Origin of the sequence: Nocardia noduli, assembly GCF_019038455.1 — a bacterium.
GTDB lineage: Bacteria > Actinomycetota > Actinomycetes > Mycobacteriales > Mycobacteriaceae > Nocardia > Nocardia noduli.
Map to the genome: position 1 here is coordinate 1 of NZ_JAFMPL010000072.1, position 23,013 is coordinate 23,013.

The window sequence follows — 23,013 nt, forward strand, 5'->3', positions numbered from 1 at the left end:
GCCCCGGACCGTCCCATGCTTCTCCGAACGGCGCGATCGGACCACGCGCGCCGCCGGTGCCCGCTCGCTAGCTCGCACCATCTTCCCCTCGGAGAGAAAGCATTTCACCATGCGTAGTTCAGTTCTGCGTGCCTGCGGCGGCTCGGTGGCCGTCGTCGGACTCGTCCTGCTCGGCGGCGGCACCGCCGCCGCCCACGTGACCGCCGACGCCCCCGGCGCGGCACAGGGCGGGTACTCGGTCGTCACCTTCCGCGTCCCCACCGAATCGGAGACCGCGGCGACGACCGCGCTCACCGTCACCCTGCCCAACGTGAAAAGCGCACGCACCGAAGCCCTTCCCGGCTGGAGCGCCAAGGTCGACCGCAACGACAAATCCGAGGCGGTCGCCGTGACGTGGACCGCCGATCCCGGTGCGCCCGGCGTCGCGCCCGGCCAGTTCCAGCGCTTCGTCGTCTCGCTCGGCCCGCTGCCGAAGCAGGACACCATCAGCTTCCCCGCGAAGCAGACCTACAGCGACGGCAAGGTCGTCAGCTGGGATCAACCGGCCGGACCCGACGGCGCCGAACCCGAACATCCGGCACCGGCTCTCACCCTGACCGCGAGCGCGGGCGACGATCACCACGCCGCGGGCGCCGAACCGACGACCGAGGACACCGACGACACCGCGCGGTGGATCGGCGGCATCGGACTCGCCCTCGGATTGCTCGGCGTGGCGCTCGGCCTCGGCAACGTCCTGCGCGGACGTCGGTCGTGAAGCGCGGCACGAGGTTCCGGGCCGGTCGGGTGATGGCCGCGATGGTCGTCACCGGACTCGCGTTGCTCGGCAGCGGACTGGCGGCCGGACCAGCGGCGGCGCATTCGGCGCCCGTCGCCAGCGTGCCCGATGACGGTGCGACGGTCGACACCGCGCCCGCGCGCGCCAGTGTCACGTTCAACGAGGCCCTGCAATCGAATTTCCCGACGATGACGGTGGTCGGCCCCGACGGCAACCTGTGGTCCAAGGGTGAGCCCGTGGTCGACGGGAAAACCATCTCGGTCGAGGTCGGCGAACTCGGCCCCGCGGGCAAATACACCGTCGCGTTCCGGGTGACCTCCGCCGACGGCCATCCGGTCAGCGGTTTCAGGACGTTCACGCTGAGCACCGCCGGTCACGGCACGCCCGGTGCCGCGGCCGACGCCGCGGGCACATCCGACAGCGACGACGGCGGCGTCCCGCTGTGGGTCTTCATCGTGGGCGCCGTCGTGCTGTTCGGCGGTGGCCTGGCCTTCGCGCTGTTCGGCGGACGCGGACGCGAGAAGCGATAGGAACGCGACAGCGGTGAAGAGTGGGACGACCGGCGGCAGGGACGCGGTATCACTGTTGCTGATCGTCCCCGCCGGACTGCTCGGCGTCGGCCTGGCGTGGGTTCTCACCGTCGGTGACCTGCCCGCCCAGGCCGTGATCCGGGTGATCGCGGACTGCGTCGGCGCCACGGTGCTCGGGCTGGCGGCGCTGCCCCGACTGCACCCACGACTCCAGCCACCGTGGCGGCTGCTGGCCGTCCTGGCCGGAATCTGGTGCGGTACCGAATTCGCGATCCTGCTGTTCGAGGCGGCCGACGTCGTCGGCGTGCCGCTGCGACGACTCGGCGCGGAGCAGTTCGGCACCTTCCTGACCGAGGTCAGCGCCGGGCAGGTCGGTATCGCGATCCTGCTCGGCACCGGCGCGACCGCAGGGTATTCGGCGCTGATCTACCGGCGCAGCGAGGCCGCGTCGACCGATCTGGTGCTGGTATTCGCCGCCGTCGCGCTGATATTGCGTCCGATCACCGGGCATATGTCGCAGCAGTCCTTCGGTTCGGTGCTCGCGGCCGTGCACGCCCTCGCCGCGGCGGCCTGGTTCGGCCTGCTCGTCGCCTTGGCCTCGGTGGTGCGCTCGCGCGGTCAGTGGGCGACGGTGCTGCCCCGCTACTCGGCCGTCGCGCTGCCGTTGATCGCCGCGGTGGCGCTGACCGGAATCGTGAACGGACTCGTGCGCCTGGACGGACTCGGCCCGCTGCTGTCGACCGGTTACGGCCGGATCCTGCTCGCCAAGACGGTCGTACTTCTCGCACTGCTGGCGCTTGGCTGGTGGTGGCGACGCTCCTGGGTCGGGCGCGCCGCCGACCATCGCATGACCGCCGACGCGTCGTTGCGGCGAGCCGTGATCGAGGTGGCGGTGATGGCGGTCGCATTCGGTCTCGCGTCCGCGCTCGCCGTGACCGCCTGAGGGGCCGGACGGCGTCATCGGACCATGTGGCGACCTGCGGTAACCCGTTACAGTGGCCGATATGACCGAAGTGAAAATCGTCGCGGACTGCGCGGCGTCGGCCGAATCCGCGTTCCAGTACGTCAACGACTACCGGAATCTGCCGCACTTCCTGCACGGGATCGAATCGTTCACCCCGGTCGGCGATCAGATCGAAGGGCTCGGCGCGAGTTTCGACGGGCGCATCAAACTGGGCCCGGCTTCGCTGCGTTCCCGCGTCGAAGTGAACCGGTGGGAGAAGGATTTCGCCATCGGCATCCGGTCGATCAAGGGGTTCGAGATCGATTCGACCTTCCTGTTCCACCCGAAAGGCGACGATCTGTGCACGATCGACGCCATCGTCGACTACCGGGTGCCCGGTGGTCTTGCCGGACGCGCGCTCGGCAAGACCATCGAACCGTTCGTGAAGATCACCGTGAAACACACGACGGATAATCTGATCCGACAGATCGCCGAATTCCATCGCGGTCGCGACCGGAATTCGCGCTGACGATGACCGAGTCACCCACCCCCACATTCGCGCAGCGGGTCGGATACATCTGCGGGAAAACCCTTCCCGCGTCGAAGTCGGAGTGGGTGCTGGCCGATCTGACCGGCCCCGGCGCCACCCGCCGCTATCTGACCCGCATTCTCCTCCCGATCATCCCGGTCCTGTGCCTGTTCCTGCTGCTGCCCGGACCGCTGTGGATGGGGCTGGCGATGATGGCGCTGCTCTACATTCCGCTGATCTATTTCACGGTGGCGTTGATGTACGTGTACCGGCGACATCGGCTGATCGGCCACGGACTCGATCCCGCCCTCGCCGATATCGACGCGCGCCGTCGCAGCGAGGCCGATCGGCTCGATTACGAACGCCGTCACGGCCGCGCCTGACCCGCGCGCACCGATCGCCCGCGCGTTTGCGGACACCCGACGCGAATGGCAGCATGCACCGCGATGAAGATCACCGCGGCACGGGCCGACGAATTACTCGGCAGCTCCTGGTTCAGCGACTACACCGCCGAGGTCGATCTGCACGAGGAGCCGGTCGTCCACGACGAATTCGATGTCGAAGCCCGCTGCGAAGCTCTCGAGGACACCGAATCCGTACTGTTCGGCGCGGGCCTGACGGTGCACGGCACCCTCGATCTCGCCGTGGACGTCCACTCCATCTACGCGGTACGCGGCACACTCCGCGCGCGACGCCTGATCCTCGGCGACGCGGTCCTCGTCGTCGACGGCACCGTCGAGGTCGACGAGTGGCTGTTCGGCGGGGATACCCGGGGCGTCTTCGAGGTCGGCGGCCTCCAGGTCGAGTCCGAAGAGGGCCACGACGCCCTGTTCGCCAAAGTCGCGACACCGACGGCGGTGCTCTTGGACCGCGCCCGCGGCGAGCTGGTGCTCCGGCAGAACGGGGAGCCGAGACAGACCGGACATCTCGTCGCACCGGCGCTGGACGATCTCGATCCCGACTATCGCCCCGAACTGCTCATCGGCGCCCGACTGCGCGAACTGCTGATCGCGGGACGACCGATCTTCGCCTGAGACGACCGCCGACGGCACCGTCGACACTGGCGGTGACCTGCACCACAGGCATAGCCTGAAGATATGAGAACTCCCACGATAGGGCAGCGGATCGCCTACGATCTGGGCCGCGAGCTTCCCCGGGAGCTGCACGAGTGGGTAGTCCACGACCTCGTCGGCCACGGGGCCATGGAACGCTACCTCGTTCGGTTCCTGGTTCCGATCATCCCGTTCTTCGCGCTGGTGCTGCTGTTTCCGGGCCCCATGCCACTCAAGATCGGCATGATCGTGATGATGATCTTCCCGCTGGTCGTGTTCACGGTGTCGCTCAGTTACGTGTGGCGGCGCTTCCGACTCGCACAGCACGGTCTCGATCCGAATCTGCTCGACCACAACAAGATCTCCGAACACGACCGTGACATGTACGAACTGCATTACGGGCACCGATAGCGACCGAACTCACTTCGGCGGCCCGCCTGCCGGAACCGCGATTCGCGCCCCCTTAAGCTGGCAGCCGTGAGTGAATCCAACGCCAGCGAATCGACCGTGAGCGCCATCGGCACCGCCACCGCGGATCTCGCCGACGAGATCGGCCCGGACATCCGCAGCTGCGATACCCAGTTCATCCAGTTCGGCGGCCGGGCGGTGTTCTCCGGCCGGATCACCACCATCCGCTGCTTCCAGGACAACCTGCTGGTGAAGCAGACGTTGAGCGAACCGGGTGACGGCGCGGTGCTGGTCGTCGACGGTGGAGCGAGTGTGCACACCGCGCTGGTCGGCGACATCATCGCCGGACGTGGCGTCGACAACGGCTGGGCAGGGGTCATCGTCAACGGCGCGGTGCGCGATTCGGCCATCCTGCGGACCCTCGAAATCGGTATCAAGGCCCTGGGCACCAACCCGCGCAAGAGCACGCAGACCGGAAGCGGCGAACGTGACGTCACCGTCGAATTCGGCGGTATCACCTTCGTTCCGGGTGAAATCCTCTACAGCGACCACGACGGCGTCGTGGTGCGCGCCGAGGACTGATCCTCACCGACTCGGCGCCACCCGGACCCGGTGCCCGGCCAGGACGACGATATCGCCCGCCTGTAGCTGCCGACCGCGGCGCAGTTCCACCTCGTCGTTGACTCGCACGAGGCCCGAGGCGATCACGGTCTTGGCTTCGGCGCCGGAGTCGATCAGGTTGGCCAGTTTCAGGAACTGCCCGAGCCGAATAACGTCGTCATCGATCGGTACATCGACTGCATCTGACATGGATATATCCTTACCCGCCCGGTATTCCCGGGGTGAGCCAACCCCCGTGGACGGCGCGACGGACTCGGAATAACCCGACATTGCGGACATCGCCTCGGCACGCCGATCCAGCACGCGCCGCGACATCACGGGTGCCTTGGAGCACTGAGGGCCCGGCACCGTACACACTGGTTATGTGACTACCACGCAAGCCGGTCATCGTACGGACACCGAACCCGAGCGGGCCAGGCCGACGCCACCGGTCCCACACCGGGGCCACGGCAGGCTTTCCGAGGTCCCGCACATCGCGGGATTGGTGCTCGGGGTGTTCGCGACCATCTGCCTGCTGTGGAGTCTTTCGCCCGGATTGCGCTACCTGACCCAGGTACCGCGGCGCTACATCGACGACTACTACTTCGACGCGCCCGACACGAACCTGATGTGGGCCTTGCTCGTCGGCCTGCTCGCAGGCGCGCTGGCCAGCCGCAAGCGGATCGCCTGGTGGTTGCTCGTCGGCTACCTCGCCGTGTACGTGCTGTCCAACGCGCTGCTGTTCGCGGGCGACGGCAATATCGACGCGCTGATCGCGATGCTGGTGCAACTCGCGGTGATCGGGGTGCTGATCGCGGCGTGGCCCGAGTTCTACACCAAGGTCAGACGCGGTGCGGGCTGGAAAGCGCTCGGCGTCCTGATCGGCGGACTCGCCATCGGCTGCCTGCTCGGCTGGGGCCTCGTCGAACTGTTCCCAGGAACGCTACCCAGCGGGTGGCAGCGGCCGGGGTGGGCGGTCTACCGGGTGACCGCCGCGATCCTGGTCGAGAACGAGCATTTCGACGGCCATCCCCGGCCCTTCGTCAACTTCCTGCTCGGCCTGCTCGGCGCGATCGCCCTGATCGCCGCGGTCGTGGTGCTGCTGCGCTCCCAGCGCGCCGAGAACGCGATGACGGGTATCGACGAATCCGCCATTCGCGGGCTGCTCGAACGTTCCGATGTCGATGATTCCCTCGGCTACTTCGCGACCCGCCGCGACAAGGCGGTGGTCTTCGCGCCCAACGGCAAGGCTGCCATCACCTATCGCGTCGAATTGGGTGTCTGTCTCGCCAGCGGCGACCCCATCGGCCTGCGCGAGGTGTGGCCGCAGGCGATCGATGCCTGGCTGCGACTGGCCGACCAATTCGGGTGGGCGCCCGCGGTGATGGGCGCGAGCGAATTCGGCGCGCAGGCCTACCGCAGGGCCGGACTGTCCGCGCTGCGCCTCGGCGACGAGGCCATCCTCGACACCAGGCATTTCTCGCTGGCCGGGCCGGAGATGAAACAGGTACGCCAGGCGGCCAACCGACTACGCAAACACGGCATCACCGTGCGGATCAGACGGCATCGCGATATCACCGCCGAACAGTTCACCCACATCATGGCTAGGGCGGACGCGTGGCGTGACACCGAGACCGAACGCGGTTTCTCGATGGCCCTCGGCAGGCTCGGTGACCCGCTCGACGGCGACTGTCTGCTGGTGGAGGCGGTGAACGGTCAGGACCGGCCGTTGGCCGTGCTGTCGCTGGTGCCGTGGGGCCGGACCGGTATGTCGCTGGAATTGATGCGGCGTGACCAGCAGAGCCCGAACGGCGTGATGGAGCTCATGATCTCCCAGCTCGCGCTGAACTCCGAACAGTTCGGCATCACCAGGGTGTCGCTGAATTTCGCGGTGTTCCGGTCGGTCTTCGAAGAAGGCGGGCGCATCGGCGCCGGGCCGGTCCTGCGGATGTGGCGCGGCGTACTGCTGTTCTTCTCGCGCTGGTGGCAGCTGGAAGCGCTGTACCGATCCAATGTGAAATACCAGCCGAACTGGGTGCCGCGTTTCTTCCTTTTCGAAGAACGCAGGCAGCTGCCGCGCGTCGCGACGGCCTGCGGGCTCGCCGAGGGGTTCCTGCCGCGTCTCGGCAAGGATCCCGAGACGACGGTGCACACCGGAGTGCGTCGCGCGGTACCCGATACCGTCACCGGGCTGCACGCCGACGGCACCCCGCCGGACCCACCGGAAACCGAACTCGCCGAACAGCTCCCGCGCCGCCCCGAACAGGTGCGGGTGCGCATGGACAAACTCGACAGGATGACCGAGGCGGGCGTCGATCCCTACCCGGTCGCCTATCCCCCGACCCATACCGTCGCGGCGGCGCGGCAGTCACCGCGCGGCACCACCGTCCGCGTATGCGGCAGGCTGCTCCGCATCCGCGACTACGGCGGCGTCATCTTCGCGGTGGTGCGCGACTGGACCGACGATATCCAGCTGGTCATCGACCGGGACCGGGTCGGCGCCGAACGCAGCGCGGAATTCGGCGAGTATTTCGACCTCGGCGACCTCATCGAGGTCAGCGGCCAGATCGGGCTCAGCCGCAACGGCGAACTTTCGCTGCTCGCGGCGGACTGGCGGATGAACGGCAAATGCCTGCACCCGCTGCCCGACAAGTGGAAGGGCCTGGCCGACCCCGAGGCCAAGGTCCGCCAGCGCTATGTCGACATGGCGATCAACCCGGAGGCACGGGTGGTGCTGGCCAAACGCAGCGCGGTGGTGCGCTCGCTGCGGGATTCGCTCAACACCTGGGGTTATCTCGAGGTCGAGACGCCGATCCTGCAACAGGTGCACGGCGGCGCCAACGCGACTCCCTTCATCACCCACATCAACGCCTACGACCTGGACCTGTATCTGCGCATCGCCCCCGAGCTGTATCTCAAACGGCTCTGCGTAGGCGGGATGGAGAAGGTGTTCGAACTCGGCCGGACCTTCCGCAACGAGGGCGTCGACTTCAGCCACAACCCCGAGTTCACCATCCTCGAGGCCTACGAGGCGCACAGCGACTACGAGCGGATGATGCACACCTGCCGCACACTCATCCAGAACGCGGCGCTGGCCGCCAACGGCGCCGTGGTGGCCCTGCGGCCCAACGACGACGGCGACTTCGACGAGGTCGACATCTCCGGTGAGTGGGCGGTGAAGACGGTGCACGGCGCGGTCTCCGAAGCCATCGGCACCGAGATCACCCCGCGGACCGAACTCCCCGAACTGCGTGCACTGTGCGATCAGGCCGAGGTCACCTACCAGCACGGGTGGGACGCCGGGCAGGTGGTGCTGGAGATGTACGAGCACCTGGTCGAATCACGTACCGAGGCGCCGACCTTCTACGTCGACTTCCCCACCTCGGTCTCCCCGCTCACCCGCGCGCATCGCAGCATCCCCGGTGTCGCCGAACGCTGGGATCTGGTCGCGTGGGGCGTCGAATTGGGCACCGCCTACAGCGAACTCACCGATCCGGTCGAACAGCGGCGCAGGCTCACCGAACAGTCGACGCTCGCCGCCAACGGCGACCCGGAAGCCATGGAACTCGACGAGGATTTCCTCCAGGCGCTCGAACACGCGATGCCGCCCACCGGCGGACTCGGCATGGGCGTCGACCGGATCGTCATGCTGATCACCGGCCGCAGCATCCGCGAGACACTGCCGTTCCCACTCGTGAAACCGCGCTGAACAAGGTTCTCGAGATGAGGGATTCATGGCCGAACGGTTAACGCGGAACGTCACAGCCCGATAACCTTGGTGATTCGGTACCGGGAGGAAGCCGACACTTCGGAATGGGGAATACATGTATCTCGATCTGCTGACCAACGCGAGCCTGCTGGATCACTCGGTATGGGCGAGCCCGGACGTCTGGGCGTCGGACACTTTCAACACCGCGCTCGACCTCGCCGCCAAGAAGAAGAAAAAGAGCAGCAAGGGCGGCCTGATCGGCGTCATCTGCTGCGTGCTCGTCGTCGTCGCGATCATCGTCGGCATCGTCTACTTCACCAAGCGCAAGAAGAACTGACCGACGCACACCCGATTCGACGGCCCCGACGCCCCGGCGATCCCGGCCGTCGATTCGACCACCCACCGCACATCGGAAATGGTGTGCGCATCGGGCAGGCTGTTCGGCCCGGGACCTAGAGTCGATCGATACCGGTCAGATCGATTTCCATGGCGAAGGGCACACTCGATTCGAGCCGATCGTGGTGAATTCCGGTGAGCGCGTACACACTAGTGGCCGGGTCGCGCTCGTAGACATAGACCACCGGACGGCCGTCGGCATTTTCGACGCGCCAGAAATGAGCGATCCCGGCACGTGCGTACAACTGCGGTTTGCGCTCGCGATCTCTGGTTCGCGATTCGGGGGAGACCACCTCGATCACCAGCAACACGTCTTCGGCGGTGAAAAATGTTCGCTGCGGATCGCCGACAGCGTCGGCGCGAAGAACCAGAACATCCGGCTCGGGTCGTTGATCGCGTCCGAGGGTCACTGTCATCTCCCGCCGCACCCGCATCGACTCCGGTGCCCAACGGCGCAGCGCGTTCTCCAGCAGGGAGATGGCGAGCATGTGGAACTCCGCCTGCGGACTCACGAAGACGAGGCTCCCGTCGATCAATTCGGTGTGCGGCGGCAGGTCGGGCAGGCGATCTAGATCCTCGGCGACGAACCCGCCGGGTGGCGGACGAAGCCACTGCGGAAACGGCTCGACGGTCATAGCGTCGAGTATGTCAGCAGCACAGATCCCATCGGAAGTATTCGCCCGGTCTCGTCCTCTGCCGAGCGTCGGGACCGATCCGGGTTGCCGATGCCTGCTGTGGCGGTCGCTCGGGGATGCGGCAGAGTGTCGGGGGTGCAGTTGATTCTCGTTCGCCATGCCCAGCCGCTTCGGACCACGAGCGCCGACGGCCCCGCCGATCCCGAATTGTCGGAGATCGGGTGGGAGCAGGCGCGGCGGGTGCCCGCCGCGTTGAGCAGGCATCGGGTCGCGCGGGTGCTGAGCAGTCCGCAGCGGCGGGCGCGCGAGACCGCCGAACCGACGGCGGCGAAATTGGGGCTCGACGTCGAAATCGTCCATGATCTGGCCGAATACGATCGGGATCTGCCCTCGTACGTCCCGATCGAGGACGCCAAACTGGAATTCCAGGCGGTATACGAGCGGATCAAGGCCGGATTCCTGCCCGAACAGATCGACGGACCCGCTTTCATCTCGCGGGTTCGCGACGCGGTCACCGAGATCGCCGCGGCCACCGATCCCGCCGACACCGTGGTGGCCTTCGCGCACGGCGGTGTGATCAATGTCCTGCTCCAGGACGTTCTCGGGCTCGCGCGCCCGCTGACCTTCCCGATCGACTACGGGTCGATCACCCGGATCCTGTTCTCGCGCACCGGTCGACGCACGGCCGCGACCGTCAACGAGAACGGGCATGTGTGGGATCTGCTGCCCCGCAACATCGACGCCCGACATCACGGGTGAGCCGGGGAGCATTCGCCGATACACAGGTGATTGCCAGGTGGATCGCACCGCGATCCCAGCGACGGAACCTTCGATGGAATCCGTGAGCCGCCGCACCGCGACTCACGTTCCGTAGGAAAGGAATTTCGTTGCTCTCCACGACATCGTCAACATTCCGGCGCCGCTTCGCCCAGGTCGCCGTGGCAGGCGCGCTGGCCGCCGTACCGATCGGAGCTCTCGCCGCCACCGCCTCCGCCGAGGCTCCGGAACCCACCGCCGACGTCACGGTCGCGCCCGCCGACGCGGTAGGTGGCGAGATCGCCGACCGTCCGCACCGCGGCGACCACGACGGCCCGCGGGTGCGGTTCCACCATCCCGGTGATCACCCCGGCGACCACCGCGGTCCCGACGGCCCGCCCAACTTCTTCCTGCCGCCGAGCCTGCCGACGGGTTCGGCCGGCTGACAACGAGTTCCCGGACGCCAGAAGGGCCCACCTCCGATATGGAGGTGGGCCCTTCCGCCGGTGCGGGAGTGCCGGTGATCAGGCCATTCCGGCGATCCAGTTGCGCATCCAACTGGTGGCGGTCTGGCCGCCGCCGACGTTGTAGTTGCCGTAGACCGTGTGGGCCTGCGACCGGTAGAAACGCTCGAGATCCTTGGCCCGCTGCTCGTTCGCGGCATCGGTGAGCTGCGAACCGAGGGCGGGCATCCCGCCGTGCGACATCAGATCGTTGATGATGGCCCCGGCCTCGAGCTGGTAGCGCCAGATATTGGCGGGGTTGGCATCCGAACTCTGGGCGAGGAATCCGGCGAATCTGGTGACGAAATCCTCGGTGGCGGTGGCGCAGTAGAGGTCTTCGACCGCGCAGATGGTCCGGGTGCGGTCGCTGACGAAGCCGAATCCGCCGACCCGCGCACCGCCCGCGCCCGCACCGGGTGCGGGCGGGCCGATCTGGATGTCGGTGGGCGAACGGCGCGGATCGGAGATCAGGCCGACGCCGGAGATGCGTTCCGGGCGAACGGTGCCGACGCCGGTGCCGATCTCGGCGGCGAGATCACCGGCGGCATCGGCGCCCTGGCTGTATCCGACCAGGGCGATCTGGGTGGCGCCGCAGCGCTGCGCCATGGCCGTGACCAGCCCGCGCGCGCCGTCGGTCGCTTCCTTCTTGGAAGCGCCGTAGACATCGCCCTCCCACGGGAAGGCGGTGGCCGCGTAGGTGACGTAGTCGACGTCGACCGAGGACGGCAGCCCCCTGGTGACACCGGCCAGCATGCCCGGCTGCGGCGTCTTGTCGTGGCCGGTCTCCCAGGTACCGGGAATGGCGACCACATAGAGACTGGGGCAACTGTCCGCGACGGCGGAACCACTGCCGATTACCAGGCCGGACGCAATCGATACCGAGGCACCGACGGCCGCGACAACCCTCTTCAAGCGCATTCTGCTCCAGTTCGAACTTCGCCCCTACGGGCAACCCCGACAAGTGTGTTTGCGCTAACCATGCTGATCTCGACGAATGTCATTTCAGTGCACAACGGGTTAACTGAAGTGGTCCGTCGATATGAGATGCACGCCCGAACTACATCCCACCAGCCACGTAGCGCATCGCTGATCACAATAGAGGCACGGCGGCGGCGACGCCATTCGAACTCGCCGACGTGTCCGATTCCCGTTGGAAACCGTCCGACCGGTCCCGTCGGTGACGAGCGATGCTGTGCGAGATCGACTTCCATACCCGCGACGCACGACGGAACACCGACGGCCGACTGAAGCGAGGGGCTCGTGAAATGTCCGTTATAGCGAGCGATTCCGATCACATTCGGGTATCCGTAACGCGAAGTCACGATCTTGATCTGCTATTTCGGTAAATCGGCAGCTATCGATTTCCACGATGGAATGGGCAGCCCTCGAACGCGAACGGCGCCCGCGGACCAGGTCCACGGGCGCCGTCGAGTGGCGAGGGTCAGCGCTGGGCGACCATCGTCGGGGTGATCGGCGAGGGCAGCGCGGTCTCCCCCTCCAGGTAGTTGTCCACCGCGGACGCGGCGGCGCGACCTTCGGCGATGGCCCACACGATCAGCGACTGACCGCGACCCATGTCACCGGCGACGAAGACGCCGGGCACATTGGTCGACCAGCTCTTGTCGCGCTGGACATTGCCGCGCTGGTCGTAGCCGACGCCGAGATCCTCGAGCAGACCCCGCTTCTCGGGTCCGACGAAGCCCATGGCCAGCAGCACCAGGTCCGCCTCCAGGGTGAATTCGGTGCCGTCGACCTTCTCGAAACGGCCGTTGACCATCTTGACCTCGTGCGCTTCCAGGCCGGTGACCTTGCCGTCCGCGCCGACGAAACGTTCGGTGTTCACCGAGAACAGCCGTTCGCCGCCCTCCTCGTGCGCCGAGGCGACCCGGTACATGAGCGGGTAGGTCGGCCACGGGGTCGAGGAGGCACGCTCCTCCGGCGGACGCGGCATGATCTCGAACTGGTGGATCGACGCCGCGCCCTGGCGGTGCGAGGTGCCGAGGCAGTCCGCGCCGGTGTCGCCGCCACCGATGATGATGACCTTCTTGCCGTTGGCATGTACCGGCGGCAGGCCGTCGGCATCGGTCACATCGTCACCGAGCTGCACCCGGTTGGCCCACGGCAGGAATTCCATCGCCTGGTGGATGCCGTCGAGTTCCCGGCCCGGGATCGGCAGATCACGGGCCAGGGTGGCGCCGCCGGAGAGCACGACCGCGTCGAACCGCTCACGCAGTTGTTCGGCGGTGATGTCGACACCGACGTTCACGCCGGTCTTGAAGATGGTGCCCTCGGCCTCCATCTGCGCCATCCGGCGGTCGATGAAACGCTTCTCCATCTTGAATTCCGGAATGCCGTAGCGCAGCAGACCGCCGATGCGATCGGCACGCTCGAAAACCGTCACGGTATGACCCGCGCGGGTGAGTTGCTGCGCGGCGGCCATACCCGCCGGACCGGAACCGACGACGGCCACCTTCTTACCGGTGATCCGGGTCGGGTACACCGGGGAGACCCAGCCCTCGTCGAAGGCGTTCTCGATGAGTTCGACCTCGACCTGCTTGATGGTCACCGGATCCTGGTTGATCCCGAGCACGCAGGACGCCTCGCACGGCGCGGGGCACAACCTGCCGGTGAATTCCGGGAAGTTGTTCGTCGCGTGCAGACGGTCGATGCCGTCACGCCACTGTCCACGGTGGACCAGGTCGTTCCACTCCGGGATGAGGTTGCCCAGCGGACAACCGTTGTGACAGAACGGGATACCGCAATCCATACAGCGGCTGGCCTGACGCTGGAGGGTCTTGTGTTCGAAACCCTCCTCGTAGACCTCTTTCCAGTCCATCAGACGCAGCGGAACCGGACGGCGTGTCGGCAGTTCCCGCGATGTGTGCTTCAGAAATCCCTGCGGGTCAGCCACGAGCGGCCTCCGTCTTCTCGCCTCTCGACATCGAACAAATCTCTCGGACGCGCCTCACGTCAGCCACGAGCGGCCTCCATGATCGCCTCGTCCACGTCTTTCCCCGCCTTCTCCGCTTCGGAGATGGCGAGCAGAACCTTCTTGTATTCGCGCGGCATGACCTTCACGAAGTGATTGACCTGCTGCGACCAGTCGCTCAGGATGCGTTCGGCCACGGCCGAACCCGTCTCGTCGCGATGCTGGGTGATGATGTCGCGCAACCAGGTGAAATCGTCACCGGAGAGCTGTTCGACCGCGTCGCTCTGCTCCGGATTGACCCGGTCGACGAAGGTGCCGTTCGGGTCGTAGACGAAGGCCAGACCGCCGGACATGCCCGCGCCGAAGTTGCGCCCGGTCTCACCGAGGATGACGACGCGACCACCGGTCATGTACTCGCAGCCGTGATCGCCGACGCCCTCGACCACCGCGACGGCACCCGAGTTGCGCACCGCGAAACGCTCGCCGACGATGCCGCTGATGAACGCGCGACCGTTGGTCGCGCCGAACAGGATCACGTTGCCCGCGATGATGTTCTCGTCGGCCACGAATTCCGCCGGTGCGTTCAGTGACGGCCGGACCACCAGGTGGCCGCCCGAAAGACCCTTGCCGACATAGTCGTTCGCGTCACCGTTGACCCGCAGCGTGATGCCCGCGGGCACGAAGGCGCCGAAGCTGTTACCCGCCGAACCGGTGAAGGTGATGTCGATGGTGTCGTCGGGCAGGCCCGCGCCACCGTAGAGCTTGGTCACCTCGTGGCCGAGCATGGTGCCGACCGTGCGGTTCACGTTCGTGATCTTGGTCTCGAACTTGACGGCCGCGCCACGCTCCAGAGCGTCGCGGCTCTGTGCGATCAACTGCTGATCCAGCGCCTTGTCCAGACCGTGGTCCTGGGTCTTGGTGCAGCGACGGTCCTGGTACATGAACGCCGTCTCGACGTTGTCCAGGATCGGCGACAGGTTCAGCTTGCTGGCCTTCCAATGCTCCTTGGCCTTGGCGGTGTCGAGCAGGTCGACCCGGCCGATGGCCTCGTCCAGCGTGCGGAAGCCCAGCTGCGCCAGCAGTTCCCTGACCTCTTCGGCGATGAACATCATGAAGTTCTCGACGAATTCCGGCTTGCCGGTGAAACGTTCGCGCAGCACCGGATTCTGCGTCGCGACACCGACGGGGCAGGTGTCGAGGTGGCAGACCCGCATCATGATGCAGCCCGAGACCACCAGCGGCGCGGTGGCGAAACCGTATTCCTCGGCGCCGAGCAGCGCGGCGATCATCACGTCGCGACCGGTCTTCATCTGACCGTCCACCTGGACGACGATGCGGTCGCGAAGTCCGTTGAGCAGCAACGTCTGCTGGGTCTCGGCGAGGCCGAGCTCCCAGGGTCCGCCCGCGTGCTTGAGGGAGGTCAGCGGCGAGGCGCCGGTGCCGCCGTCGTGACCCGAGATCAGCACCACGTCGGCGTGCGCCTTGGAGACGCCGGCCGCGACGGTGCCGACACCGGGCTCGGCGACGAGTTTCACGTGAATCCGCGCCTGCGGGTTCGCGTTCTTCAGATCGTGGATCAGCTGCGCCAGATCCTCGATCGAGTAGATGTCGTGATGCGGCGGCGGCGAGATCAGGCCGACGCCCGGCGTCGAATGCCGTACCTCGGCCACCCACGGGTACACCTTGTGCGCGGGCAGCTGACCGCCCTCGCCCGGCTTGGCGCCCTGGGCCATCTTGATCTGGATATCGGTGCAGTTGGTCAGGTAGTGCGCGGTCACGCCGAAGCGGCCCGAGGCCACCTGCTTGATCGCCGAACGACGCCAGTCGCCGTTCTCCTCGACCTCGAAGCGGGCCGGATGTTCGCCGCCCTCACCGGAATTCGAGCGTCCGCCGAGGCGGTTCATCGCGATGGCCAGGGTCTCGTGCGCTTCCGCCGAGATGGAGCCGTAGCTCATCGCACCGGTGGAGAAACGTTTCACGATGGCCTCGGCGGACTCGACCTCGTCGATCGAGATCGACGCGCGCTCACCGGATTTGAACTTGAACAGACCGCGCAACGAGGCCAGCCGCTCGGACTGGTCGTCGACCATCTTGGTGTACTCCTTGAAGATCGAGTACTGGCCGGTGCGGGTCGCGTGCTGCAACTTGAAGACGGTGTCGGGGTTGAACAGGTGGTACTCGCCCTCGCGACGCCACTGGTATTCGCCGCCGACCTCGAGTTCGCGGTGCGCGCGCTCGTTGCGGTTCTCCAGGAAGGCGATCCGGTGCCGCGCGGCGACATCGGCGGCGATCTCGTCGAGACCGATGCCGTCCAGATGCGAGCGCAGGCCGGTGAAGTACTCGTCCACCAGATTCTGCGACAGGCCGATCACCTGGTAGAGCTGCGCGCCGGTGTAGGAGGCGATGGTGGAGATGCCCATCTTGGACATCACCTTCAGCACGCCCTTGCTCGCGGCCTTGTTGTAGTTGTAGACCGCGGTGCGGAAGTCGGCGGCCTGATCGCCGGTGCTGCCCGGCATATCGAGTGCGCCGCGCTCGATCATGTCCTCGATGGTCTCGAAGGCCATGTACGGGTTGATCGCGGCCGCGCCGAAGCCGACCAGCATGGCCATGTGGTGCACCTCGCGGGCGTCACCGGCCTCCACGACCAGACCGACCATGGTGCGGGTCCGCTCGCGCACCAGGTGGTGGTGCACCGACGAGGTCAGCAGCAGCGACGGGATCGGCGCCAGCTTCTCGTTGGACTCGCGGTCGGACAGCACGATGATCCGCGCGCCGCCGTCGATGGCGGCCGAGATCTGGATGTTGATGGCCTCCAGGGCCTTGCGCAGGCCCTTGCCGCCCTTCTTCACCGGGTACAGGCCGCGCACGACCACCGAGCGCAGGCCCGGATGCGAGCCGTCGTCGTTGATGTGGACGAGTTTGGCCAGTTCGTCGTTGTCCAGGATCGGCTGCGAGATGGTGATCTGCTTGCAGGAATCCGCGCTCGGATGCAACAGGTCCGATTCCGGCCCGAGCGCGCGGCGCAGGCTGGTGACCACTTCCTCGCGGATCGCGTCCAACGGCGGATTGGTGACCTGCGCGAAGAGCTGGGAGAAGTAGTCGAACAGCAGACGCGGCCGCGACGAGAGCACGGCGATCGGGGTGTCGGTGCCCATCGAACCGAGCGCCTCGCCGCCGGTCTTGGCCATCGGCGAGATCAGCAGACCGAGTTCCTCGTTGGTGTACCCGAAGATCTGCTGGCGGATCAGCACGCGATCGTGCGACATGTGCTCGTGCGGGCGATCGGGCAGATCGGCCAGTTTGGTGACACCGGCGTCGAGCCACTCCTGGTAGGGGTGTTCGGCGGCCAGCTGCGACTTGAGTTCCTCGTCGCCGACGATGCGGCCCTGCGAGGTGTCGACCAGGAACATGCGGCCCGGCTGCAACCGGACCTTCTTGACCACCTTGGCCGGGTCGATGTCGAGGACGCCGACCTCGGAGGCCATGACGACGAGACCGTCGTCGGTGACCCAGATGCGGCTCGGGCGCAGACCGTTGCGGTCGAGCACCGCGCCGACGACATTGCCGTCGGAGAAGCACACCGACGCCGGGCCGTCCCACGGCTCCATCACCATCGAGTGGTAGCGGTAGAACGCACGGCGCTGCGCGTCCATGGTCTCGTTGCGTTCCCATGCCTCGGGAATCATCATCAGGACCGAGTGGGGCAAGCTGCGGCCGCCGAGATGCAGCAGTTCCAGCACCTCGTCGAAGCGCGCGGTATCGCTCGCCCCGGGCGTACAGACGGGGAAGATCTTCTGAAGGCGGTTGTTACCCGCCTCGTCGATACCGAAGACATCCGAGCGCAGCAGCGCCTCGCGGGCCCGCATCCAGTTCTCGTTGCCGGTGACGGTGTTGATCTCACCGTTGTGCGCGACCCGACGGAACGGGTGCGCCAGCGGCCAGGACGGGAAGGTGTTGGTGGAGAAGCGCGAGTGCACGATGCCGAGGGCGGATTCGATCCGGCCGTCCTGCAGGTCGAGGTAGAACGCGCGCAGCTGGGGCGTGGTGAACATGCCCTTGTATACGAAGGTCTGGCCGGACAGGCTGGGGAAGTACACCGACTCCTTGCCGACCGTGCCCTCGCCGGGGCCCGCCTTGCCGAGTTCGTGCTCGACGCGCTTGCGCACGACGTAGGCGCGACGCTCCAGGTCCATGCCGGAGAGTTGCTCGGAACCGCCGCGGGGCGAGGCGACGAAGATCTGCCGGAAGGTCGGCATGGCGTCACGGGCGAGCGCGCCCAGCGACGATTCGTCGATCGGCACCTCGCGCCAACCGAGAACTTCGAGGCCCTCTTCTTTGACGATCTTCTCGACGCCGTACGCGGCACGGGCGGCCTCGCGGCGGGCCTGCGGCAGGAAGGCGATACCCGACGCGTAGGACCCCTCGGGGGGCAACTCGAAATCCACGATCGCGCGGAAGAAGCGGTCGGGAATCTGGAGCAGGATGCCAGCGCCGTCACCGGAATTCGGTTCGGCGCCCGCGGCACCGCGGTGCTCCAGGTTCAACAGAGCCGTAATAGCCTTGTCGACGATGTCACGGCTGCGGCGACCGTGCATGTCGACGACGAAAGCGACGCCGCAGGCGTCGTGTTCGTTCGCCGGGTCGTAGAGCCCGATGGGTCCAGGTGACCTGTGGCCAGGAAGTTGCGTCATGCCTCTGCCTTCAAGAAAGTCGGCCTTCGAAGAAAAAACGGCCTTTCGTTCGAACGCCTACGTAAAGACTGCGCCCGTACGTCCCGGAAACCAGCCGCGCTGATGGTCTCGTGTCGGATCTGCGGTGCTCCCAGGCTCTGCGTGGTTGCGCAAGCTCCCCTTTCGAGCCTGATTGTTCGCACCGCCGGGTGCAGTCACGTCTCCAGTTGTTCACCCGCTGGGTGTTACATGGTGGGTGCTCGGAGGTAACGGAACCCTTACGTGTTCCTTACTTCCGTGCGGGTGTTCGCCCGCTACTCTGGGCACCTGCTTGGTGAGCCCTGAGCGGGCGATGGTGCCGACCATTTTTGTGTTCGGCGTAAGAGCAAACGATAAGTCAGGTCCGGGGCCCAACCAACTTAGGTCGTACTAATAACCCGGTCTATCAGGGCCAATTCTTTCCGTCCTCCACTTGTGCGCGTTGTCCAGTGTAAAGCAGTGAATGCACTGGGATCGATCCCCTGACACCGAGTGCCAGGCGATCAGTATCCTCGCGGAGATCGTCTTCGACCGGCGCGCAGTAGCCGGCGAGAACTGCTCCTCACCTGCGTCGAACTGGATTTCCCCCGGTCGCGGGAAGGCAAACCCCCCGGTCGCGGCTAACTCACCGGTAGGTAGGTGAGATATCGCCGACAGCGGGCATGACAAGCGCACGACTTGATCCGACCGTCCGGGTTCTTTCGCCGTTTGTGGTTTTTAGCACACTTTCAGCTAACAAATTTGGTGTCATTCGACACACGATCCGCGCCACCGCGCGCCGTGCCACGGGCGAGGGCTCCGCCGACCGCGCGCGGGGCCTCGACAGCACCCTCGGCGGAGCCCCCGGACCCCGCCGGACCAGGCACGCGGGGCCGGGCGGGATGACGATCCACCCGCCGAAGTGCGGATTCGCGCGATGATCTGTGAACCTGGCCACATCCGACGGCACCTGCTCGGTGTGTCGGGCCGACGCCTGTCACGCTGTGACAACGAATCCGTGACAGTTTCGCCAAGCACACCGCCCTGCCTGGACATAGAGGATGTGAGATCCCCATGACCGTCACCGGTATCTTCACCCGGCTCGGCGGGGGTCGGCCCGAGGACATCACCGAGGGCCACGAGCGGGCGAGTTATGCCGTCACCGGTACCGCCGTCATCCTGTTCGCCACCGTCACCGGGCTGGTCACCGCGCTCGCGCTGACCGGGGCGAGCGATCGGCCCGTCTTCGGGACCGTCGCGCTCGCCGTGATCGCCGCGCTGCTCGCAGGCACCGTTGGACGCGCACTGGCCACCCGTCGACCCGCGAGCGCCGCCGACCGGCCCGGCCTCCTCGCCCGCATCGCCGTCGCCGCCGTATCGGGCGCGCTGGTCGCCGAACTCGCCTGCACCGTGCTGTTCGGCGGCACGATCGACCGCCTGCTCGACGAACGCGCGCAGCGCGGGGTCGACTCGGCTCCCGCCGTGGTCGCCGCCCGCGCCGAATCCGAATCCGCGCGCGCCGACCGCGCCGCGCTCGGCCGGGCGGTCATCACCGCGCAGGCCGATATCGACCAGGCGCTCGTCATCGCCCGCTGCGAATTCAATCCGAGCGCGCAATGCCCGCAGACCCGCATCACCGGCGTCCCCGGCCGCGGCCCCGAGGCGGCGACCGCCAACGCCATGCTGGAGGACGCGCGAACCCGGCTCACCGCGGCGCAGGGCCGGGTCGACGCGGCCGACGTGCGCGTCACCGAGGCGGACAGGGCCGTTACCGCGGCCGATTCCGCCGCCTTCGCCGAAGCCGATCGCGGCCTCGGCGCGCGCTGGCAGGCCATGAACGACCACACCTCCGCCGCGGCGGGCGCGCTCGCGCTGCGGATACTGACCCTCGCGGCCTTCGTCCTGCTCGCCCTGCTGCCGCTGATCCTGCGGTGGTGGCGTGGTGAGACCTCGCTCGATCGGCGTGCCGCCTACCGCACCGTCAAGGAACAGGCAGAATTCGACGCCGACGCCGCCATCGCGCTGGAACGGGCGCGGGTGCGCGCCGAGGCCGAAACGCTGCGGGCCGAGCAAGAGCTCACCGCGACCCGGCTGGCCGTCGAGGCCGACACCGCCATCGACCGCGAACGCCAGCGCACCAGGATCATCGCCGCCATCGGCGGTCTGGAACTCGGTATCTCCGAACCCGGACGCCTCGGTGACAGAGCGCGCAGGACCGAACTTCCCGCGGGCCACGACAGCACCGCGACCGAGGAGGACATCGTGACACCGAATCTGCCCACCCCCGTGACCGCGAGCACGCTCGCGCGGGCGACCGCGCCGGTGCCCGAGGTCAGGGCGCCCAAGGGCGGTATCGAACTCCCGATCATCGGTCAGGTGCCGTTCACCGATACCGCCGCGCGCTGGATCCGCCCGCTGGTGCCCGCGTTCGTCGCCGACGCGATCGACACCGCGACCCATCCGCTGCGCACGGTGCGGCAGGTGTTCGAGGAAGCCGAGGAGATCACCTTCACGCTGCGTCGCACCCGCAAGGTCACCGTCGACACCCAGGAGTACGCGCCGGACGGCTACGCACTCGGCTCGTCGGGCTCCGGGCACGCGGGACAGGTCGCCGCGACGGTGGTCGACGCGGACTACTCGACGCCGCGCGATCCGCGCTACTCCGCGCTGTCCTCGGCGGCGAACGAGGGATACGACCTGTCGTCGGGCGGCCGCGACCACGAACTCACCGCCGGTCGCCGATCCGAACTCACCGGCGGGCGCGGCCCGCGAGAGCTCCCGCCGGGGCGCTGAACCGGCACGCTCGCGTGATCCGTGCGACAGCGCGGGCCGGGAGCCCTGGTGGTCGCGCCGAAAATGCGCGGGCCGTCAGACGATCGCCCTACTCTGCACCCATGCCAGCCACCGAGCCGAAGCTCTCCCCCAGCGGACCCGCGCCATGGGGTTCGCGACTGCTCGGCTCGGAAGCGGAATCGTCCGGGGTGCGGCGGCTGCGGATCCAACTGCTACTGACCGTTCCGCTCCTCACCGCGAACGCCACCGGCATGTTCGTCTCGATCGCGCTGATCGGTTTCGTCCTGCCCGGCCCGACCATCTTCACCGGTGACCTGCTGCTGGTGAACGCCCTCACCGCACCGCTGTATTCGGCCGTGGCCATCGTGGTCGGAGCGTGGTGGGGCACTGCGGCCGGATTGCGGGCGCTGCGCTGGGCCACAGATCAGGACCGGGTGCCCACCGAGGCCGAACGGGCCGAGGCGATCGCGGTCCCGCGCAAACTCACGATGATCCAGACCGTCCTGTGGCTCGGCGGGTTCGCGGTGCTCATCACGGTGTACGGCCTCGCCGATCCCAAACTGATCCCCAAGATCGCCTTCGGCATCAGTTTCAGCGCGATCGTGGTGTGCGCGAGCAGTTACCTGGTCATCGAATTCGCGTTGCGACCGGTGACCGCCCGGGTGCTAGAGGCCGAACAATCGCGGCGACGGCGCGGCATCGGTGTCTTCGCGCGCTTGCTGCTGGTGTGGTTCGTCGGTTCCGCCGTCCCGGTCGCGGGCACGATGGTGCTCGCGATCCTGGCGTTGACCACCGACGAGGTGTCCACCGCCCGCCTGGCGATCTGCGTGCTCGCGCTCGGCGGGGCCACCCTGGTCTTCGGACTGCTGTTGATGACCCAGACCCTGTCGGCGACGATCGCGCCGATCCGCGGGGTGCGCACCGCGCTGCGACGGGTGGAGAACGGCGATCTCGACAGCGAGGTCACCGTCTTCGACGGCACCGAACTGGGCGAACTCCAGAGCGGTTTCAACCGGATGGTGACCGGTCTGCGCGAACGCGAGCAGATCAGGGATCTGTTCGGCAAACACGTCGGACAGGACGTCGCCGACGCCGCGCTCGCCGCCGAACCGGTGCTCGGCGGCGTGGAGACCGAGGCCGCCGCACTGTTCATCGACATCATCGGTTCGACCCGGATGGCCGCCACCCGCCCGGCCACCGAGATCGTCGAGATGCTGAATCACTTCTTCGGCATCGTGGTCGAGGAGGTGGAACGGCACGGCGGGCTGGTCAACAAATTCGAGGGCGACGCCGCGCTGTGCCTGTTCGGAACGCCCGCGCCGCTGCCGGACGGGCCCGGATCGGCCCTCGCCTGCGCGCGCGCCATCGCGGCCAGACTCGCCGAGACCTCCGATTTCACCGCGGCCATCGGCATCAGTTCCGGGCGGGTGGTCGCGGGCAATGTCGGGGCGCACCAGCGCTACGAGTTCACCGTCATCGGCGATCCGGTCAACGAGGCCGCACGCCTGTGCGAACTCGCCAAACAGGAGGACGGCCTGGTCCTGGCCGCCGCGGACTCCGTCGCCGCCGCCGACCCTGTCGAATCGCGGAAGTGGCAACTCGGCGAATTCGTCACCCTGCGCGGACGCGTCACCGCGACCCGACTGGCCCGCCCCCGCTGACACCGGCGCCCTGGACCGGCGCAGGTAGCGCGGCCGGTGCGTCGGATCGCGCCGCGCTCGCGGGACCGGGCCGCGCGAATGGGATAGTCCACCAATCGGCCGG

Annotated in this window: 19 protein-coding genes; 14 read left to right on the forward strand and 5 right to left on the reverse strand. The window is 67.3% G+C overall.

The features are described from left to right. The first annotated feature begins 109 nt into the window (after nucleotides 1-109). The 8 genes from JZ792_RS28660 (at nucleotide 110) to rraA (ending at nucleotide 4,819) form a co-directional block, all read left to right on the forward strand. Nucleotides 110-754, forward strand: coding sequence for a YcnI family copper-binding membrane protein (locus JZ792_RS28660; protein WP_216915269.1), 645 nt, complete (start codon nucleotides 110-112; stop codon nucleotides 752-754). A gap of 32 nt (nucleotides 755-786) precedes the next feature. Further along, the gene (locus JZ792_RS28665; RefSeq protein WP_216915329.1) at nucleotides 787-1,305 is read left to right on the forward strand and encodes a copper resistance CopC family protein; all 519 of its coding nucleotides are present in this window, start codon (nucleotides 787-789) and stop codon (nucleotides 1,303-1,305) included. Between the two features lie 13 nt (nucleotides 1,306-1,318). Next, nucleotides 1,319-2,248 carry a CopD family protein gene (locus tag JZ792_RS28670; protein ID WP_216915271.1) on the forward strand — a complete coding sequence of 310 codons (930 nt, stop codon included), beginning with the start codon at nucleotides 1,319-1,321 and terminating at the stop codon, nucleotides 2,246-2,248. 61 nt (nucleotides 2,249-2,309) lie between these two features. After that, a complete protein-coding gene (locus JZ792_RS28675; protein ID WP_216915273.1) occupies nucleotides 2,310-2,777 on the forward strand; it encodes an SRPBCC family protein in 468 nt (155 codons plus the stop codon). A gap of 2 nt (nucleotides 2,778-2,779) precedes the next feature. Further along, nucleotides 2,780-3,160, forward strand: a complete 381-nt coding sequence (locus tag JZ792_RS28680) for a DUF5313 family protein (RefSeq protein WP_216915275.1) — start codon at nucleotides 2,780-2,782, stop codon at nucleotides 3,158-3,160. A 63-nt stretch (nucleotides 3,161-3,223) separates the two neighbouring features. Further along, nucleotides 3,224-3,811: a hypothetical protein gene (locus JZ792_RS28685; protein WP_216915277.1), complete on the forward strand. Its 588-nt coding sequence runs from the start codon at nucleotides 3,224-3,226 to the stop codon at nucleotides 3,809-3,811. A gap of 63 nt (nucleotides 3,812-3,874) precedes the next feature. Continuing rightward, nucleotides 3,875-4,240, forward strand: a complete 366-nt coding sequence (locus JZ792_RS28690; protein WP_216915279.1) for a DUF5313 family protein — start codon at nucleotides 3,875-3,877, stop codon at nucleotides 4,238-4,240. 66 nt (nucleotides 4,241-4,306) lie between these two features. Further along, nucleotides 4,307-4,819: a ribonuclease E activity regulator RraA gene (gene rraA / locus JZ792_RS28695; RefSeq protein WP_308165496.1), complete on the forward strand. Its 513-nt coding sequence runs from the start codon at nucleotides 4,307-4,309 to the stop codon at nucleotides 4,817-4,819. Between the two features lie 3 nt (nucleotides 4,820-4,822). Here the strand turns inward: rraA and JZ792_RS28700 are convergent, their stop codons facing one another. Further along, a complete protein-coding gene (locus tag JZ792_RS28700) occupies nucleotides 4,823-5,047 on the reverse strand; it encodes an RNA-binding S4 domain-containing protein (protein WP_216915281.1) in 225 nt (74 codons plus the stop codon). 175 nt (nucleotides 5,048-5,222) lie between these two features. Between JZ792_RS28700 and lysX the strand changes: the two genes are divergently transcribed. Continuing rightward, on the forward strand, nucleotides 5,223-8,546 hold the full coding sequence (gene lysX / locus JZ792_RS28705; protein WP_216915283.1) for a bifunctional lysylphosphatidylglycerol synthetase/lysine--tRNA ligase LysX: 3,324 nt from the start codon (nucleotides 5,223-5,225) through the stop codon (nucleotides 8,544-8,546). Nucleotides 8,547-8,661: 115 nt separating this feature from the next. Next, complete coding sequence (locus tag JZ792_RS28710) at nucleotides 8,662-8,883, forward strand: hypothetical protein (RefSeq protein ID WP_216915285.1); 222 nt, start codon at nucleotides 8,662-8,664, stop codon at nucleotides 8,881-8,883. Between the two features lie 115 nt (nucleotides 8,884-8,998). Here the strand turns inward: JZ792_RS28710 and JZ792_RS28715 are convergent, their stop codons facing one another. Further along, nucleotides 8,999-9,577 carry a Uma2 family endonuclease gene (locus tag JZ792_RS28715; RefSeq protein WP_216915287.1) on the reverse strand — a complete coding sequence of 193 codons (579 nt, stop codon included), beginning with the start codon at nucleotides 9,575-9,577 and terminating at the stop codon, nucleotides 8,999-9,001. Between the two features lie 135 nt (nucleotides 9,578-9,712). Here JZ792_RS28715 and JZ792_RS28720 point away from each other — a divergent pair, with 135 nt between their 5' ends. Together JZ792_RS28720 and JZ792_RS28725 are read left to right on the forward strand one after the other, a co-directional pair. Beyond that, nucleotides 9,713-10,336: a histidine phosphatase family protein gene (locus JZ792_RS28720; RefSeq protein ID WP_216915289.1), complete on the forward strand. Its 624-nt coding sequence runs from the start codon at nucleotides 9,713-9,715 to the stop codon at nucleotides 10,334-10,336. A 128-nt stretch (nucleotides 10,337-10,464) separates the two neighbouring features. Then, nucleotides 10,465-10,779: a hypothetical protein gene (locus JZ792_RS28725; protein WP_216915291.1), complete on the forward strand. Its 315-nt coding sequence runs from the start codon at nucleotides 10,465-10,467 to the stop codon at nucleotides 10,777-10,779. A gap of 78 nt (nucleotides 10,780-10,857) precedes the next feature. Here the strand turns inward: JZ792_RS28725 and JZ792_RS28730 are convergent, their stop codons facing one another. The 3 genes from JZ792_RS28730 to gltB form a co-directional block, all read right to left on the reverse strand. Beyond that, nucleotides 10,858-11,754 carry a cutinase family protein gene (locus tag JZ792_RS28730; RefSeq protein WP_216915293.1) on the reverse strand — a complete coding sequence of 299 codons (897 nt, stop codon included), beginning with the start codon at nucleotides 11,752-11,754 and terminating at the stop codon, nucleotides 10,858-10,860. A 523-nt stretch (nucleotides 11,755-12,277) separates the two neighbouring features. Beyond that, the gene (locus JZ792_RS28735) at nucleotides 12,278-13,747 is read right to left on the reverse strand and encodes a glutamate synthase subunit beta (RefSeq protein WP_216915294.1); all 1,470 of its coding nucleotides are present in this window, start codon (nucleotides 13,745-13,747) and stop codon (nucleotides 12,278-12,280) included. 59 nt (nucleotides 13,748-13,806) lie between these two features. Continuing rightward, nucleotides 13,807-18,459 (reverse strand): glutamate synthase large subunit, encoded by a 4,653-nt coding sequence (gene gltB, locus JZ792_RS28740; protein ID WP_216915297.1) that lies wholly within the window; start codon nucleotides 18,457-18,459, stop codon nucleotides 13,807-13,809. Nucleotides 18,460-19,530: 1,071 nt separating this feature from the next. Between gltB and JZ792_RS28745 the strand changes: the two genes are divergently transcribed. Together JZ792_RS28745 and JZ792_RS28750 are read left to right on the forward strand one after the other, a co-directional pair. Then, nucleotides 19,531-21,249, forward strand: a complete 1,719-nt coding sequence (locus JZ792_RS28745) for a DUF4407 domain-containing protein (protein ID WP_216915299.1) — start codon at nucleotides 19,531-19,533, stop codon at nucleotides 21,247-21,249. A 101-nt stretch (nucleotides 21,250-21,350) separates the two neighbouring features. Next, nucleotides 21,351-22,910: an adenylate/guanylate cyclase domain-containing protein gene (locus tag JZ792_RS28750; RefSeq protein WP_216915301.1), complete on the forward strand. Its 1,560-nt coding sequence runs from the start codon at nucleotides 21,351-21,353 to the stop codon at nucleotides 22,908-22,910. Nucleotides 22,911-23,013 lie beyond the last annotated feature (103 nt).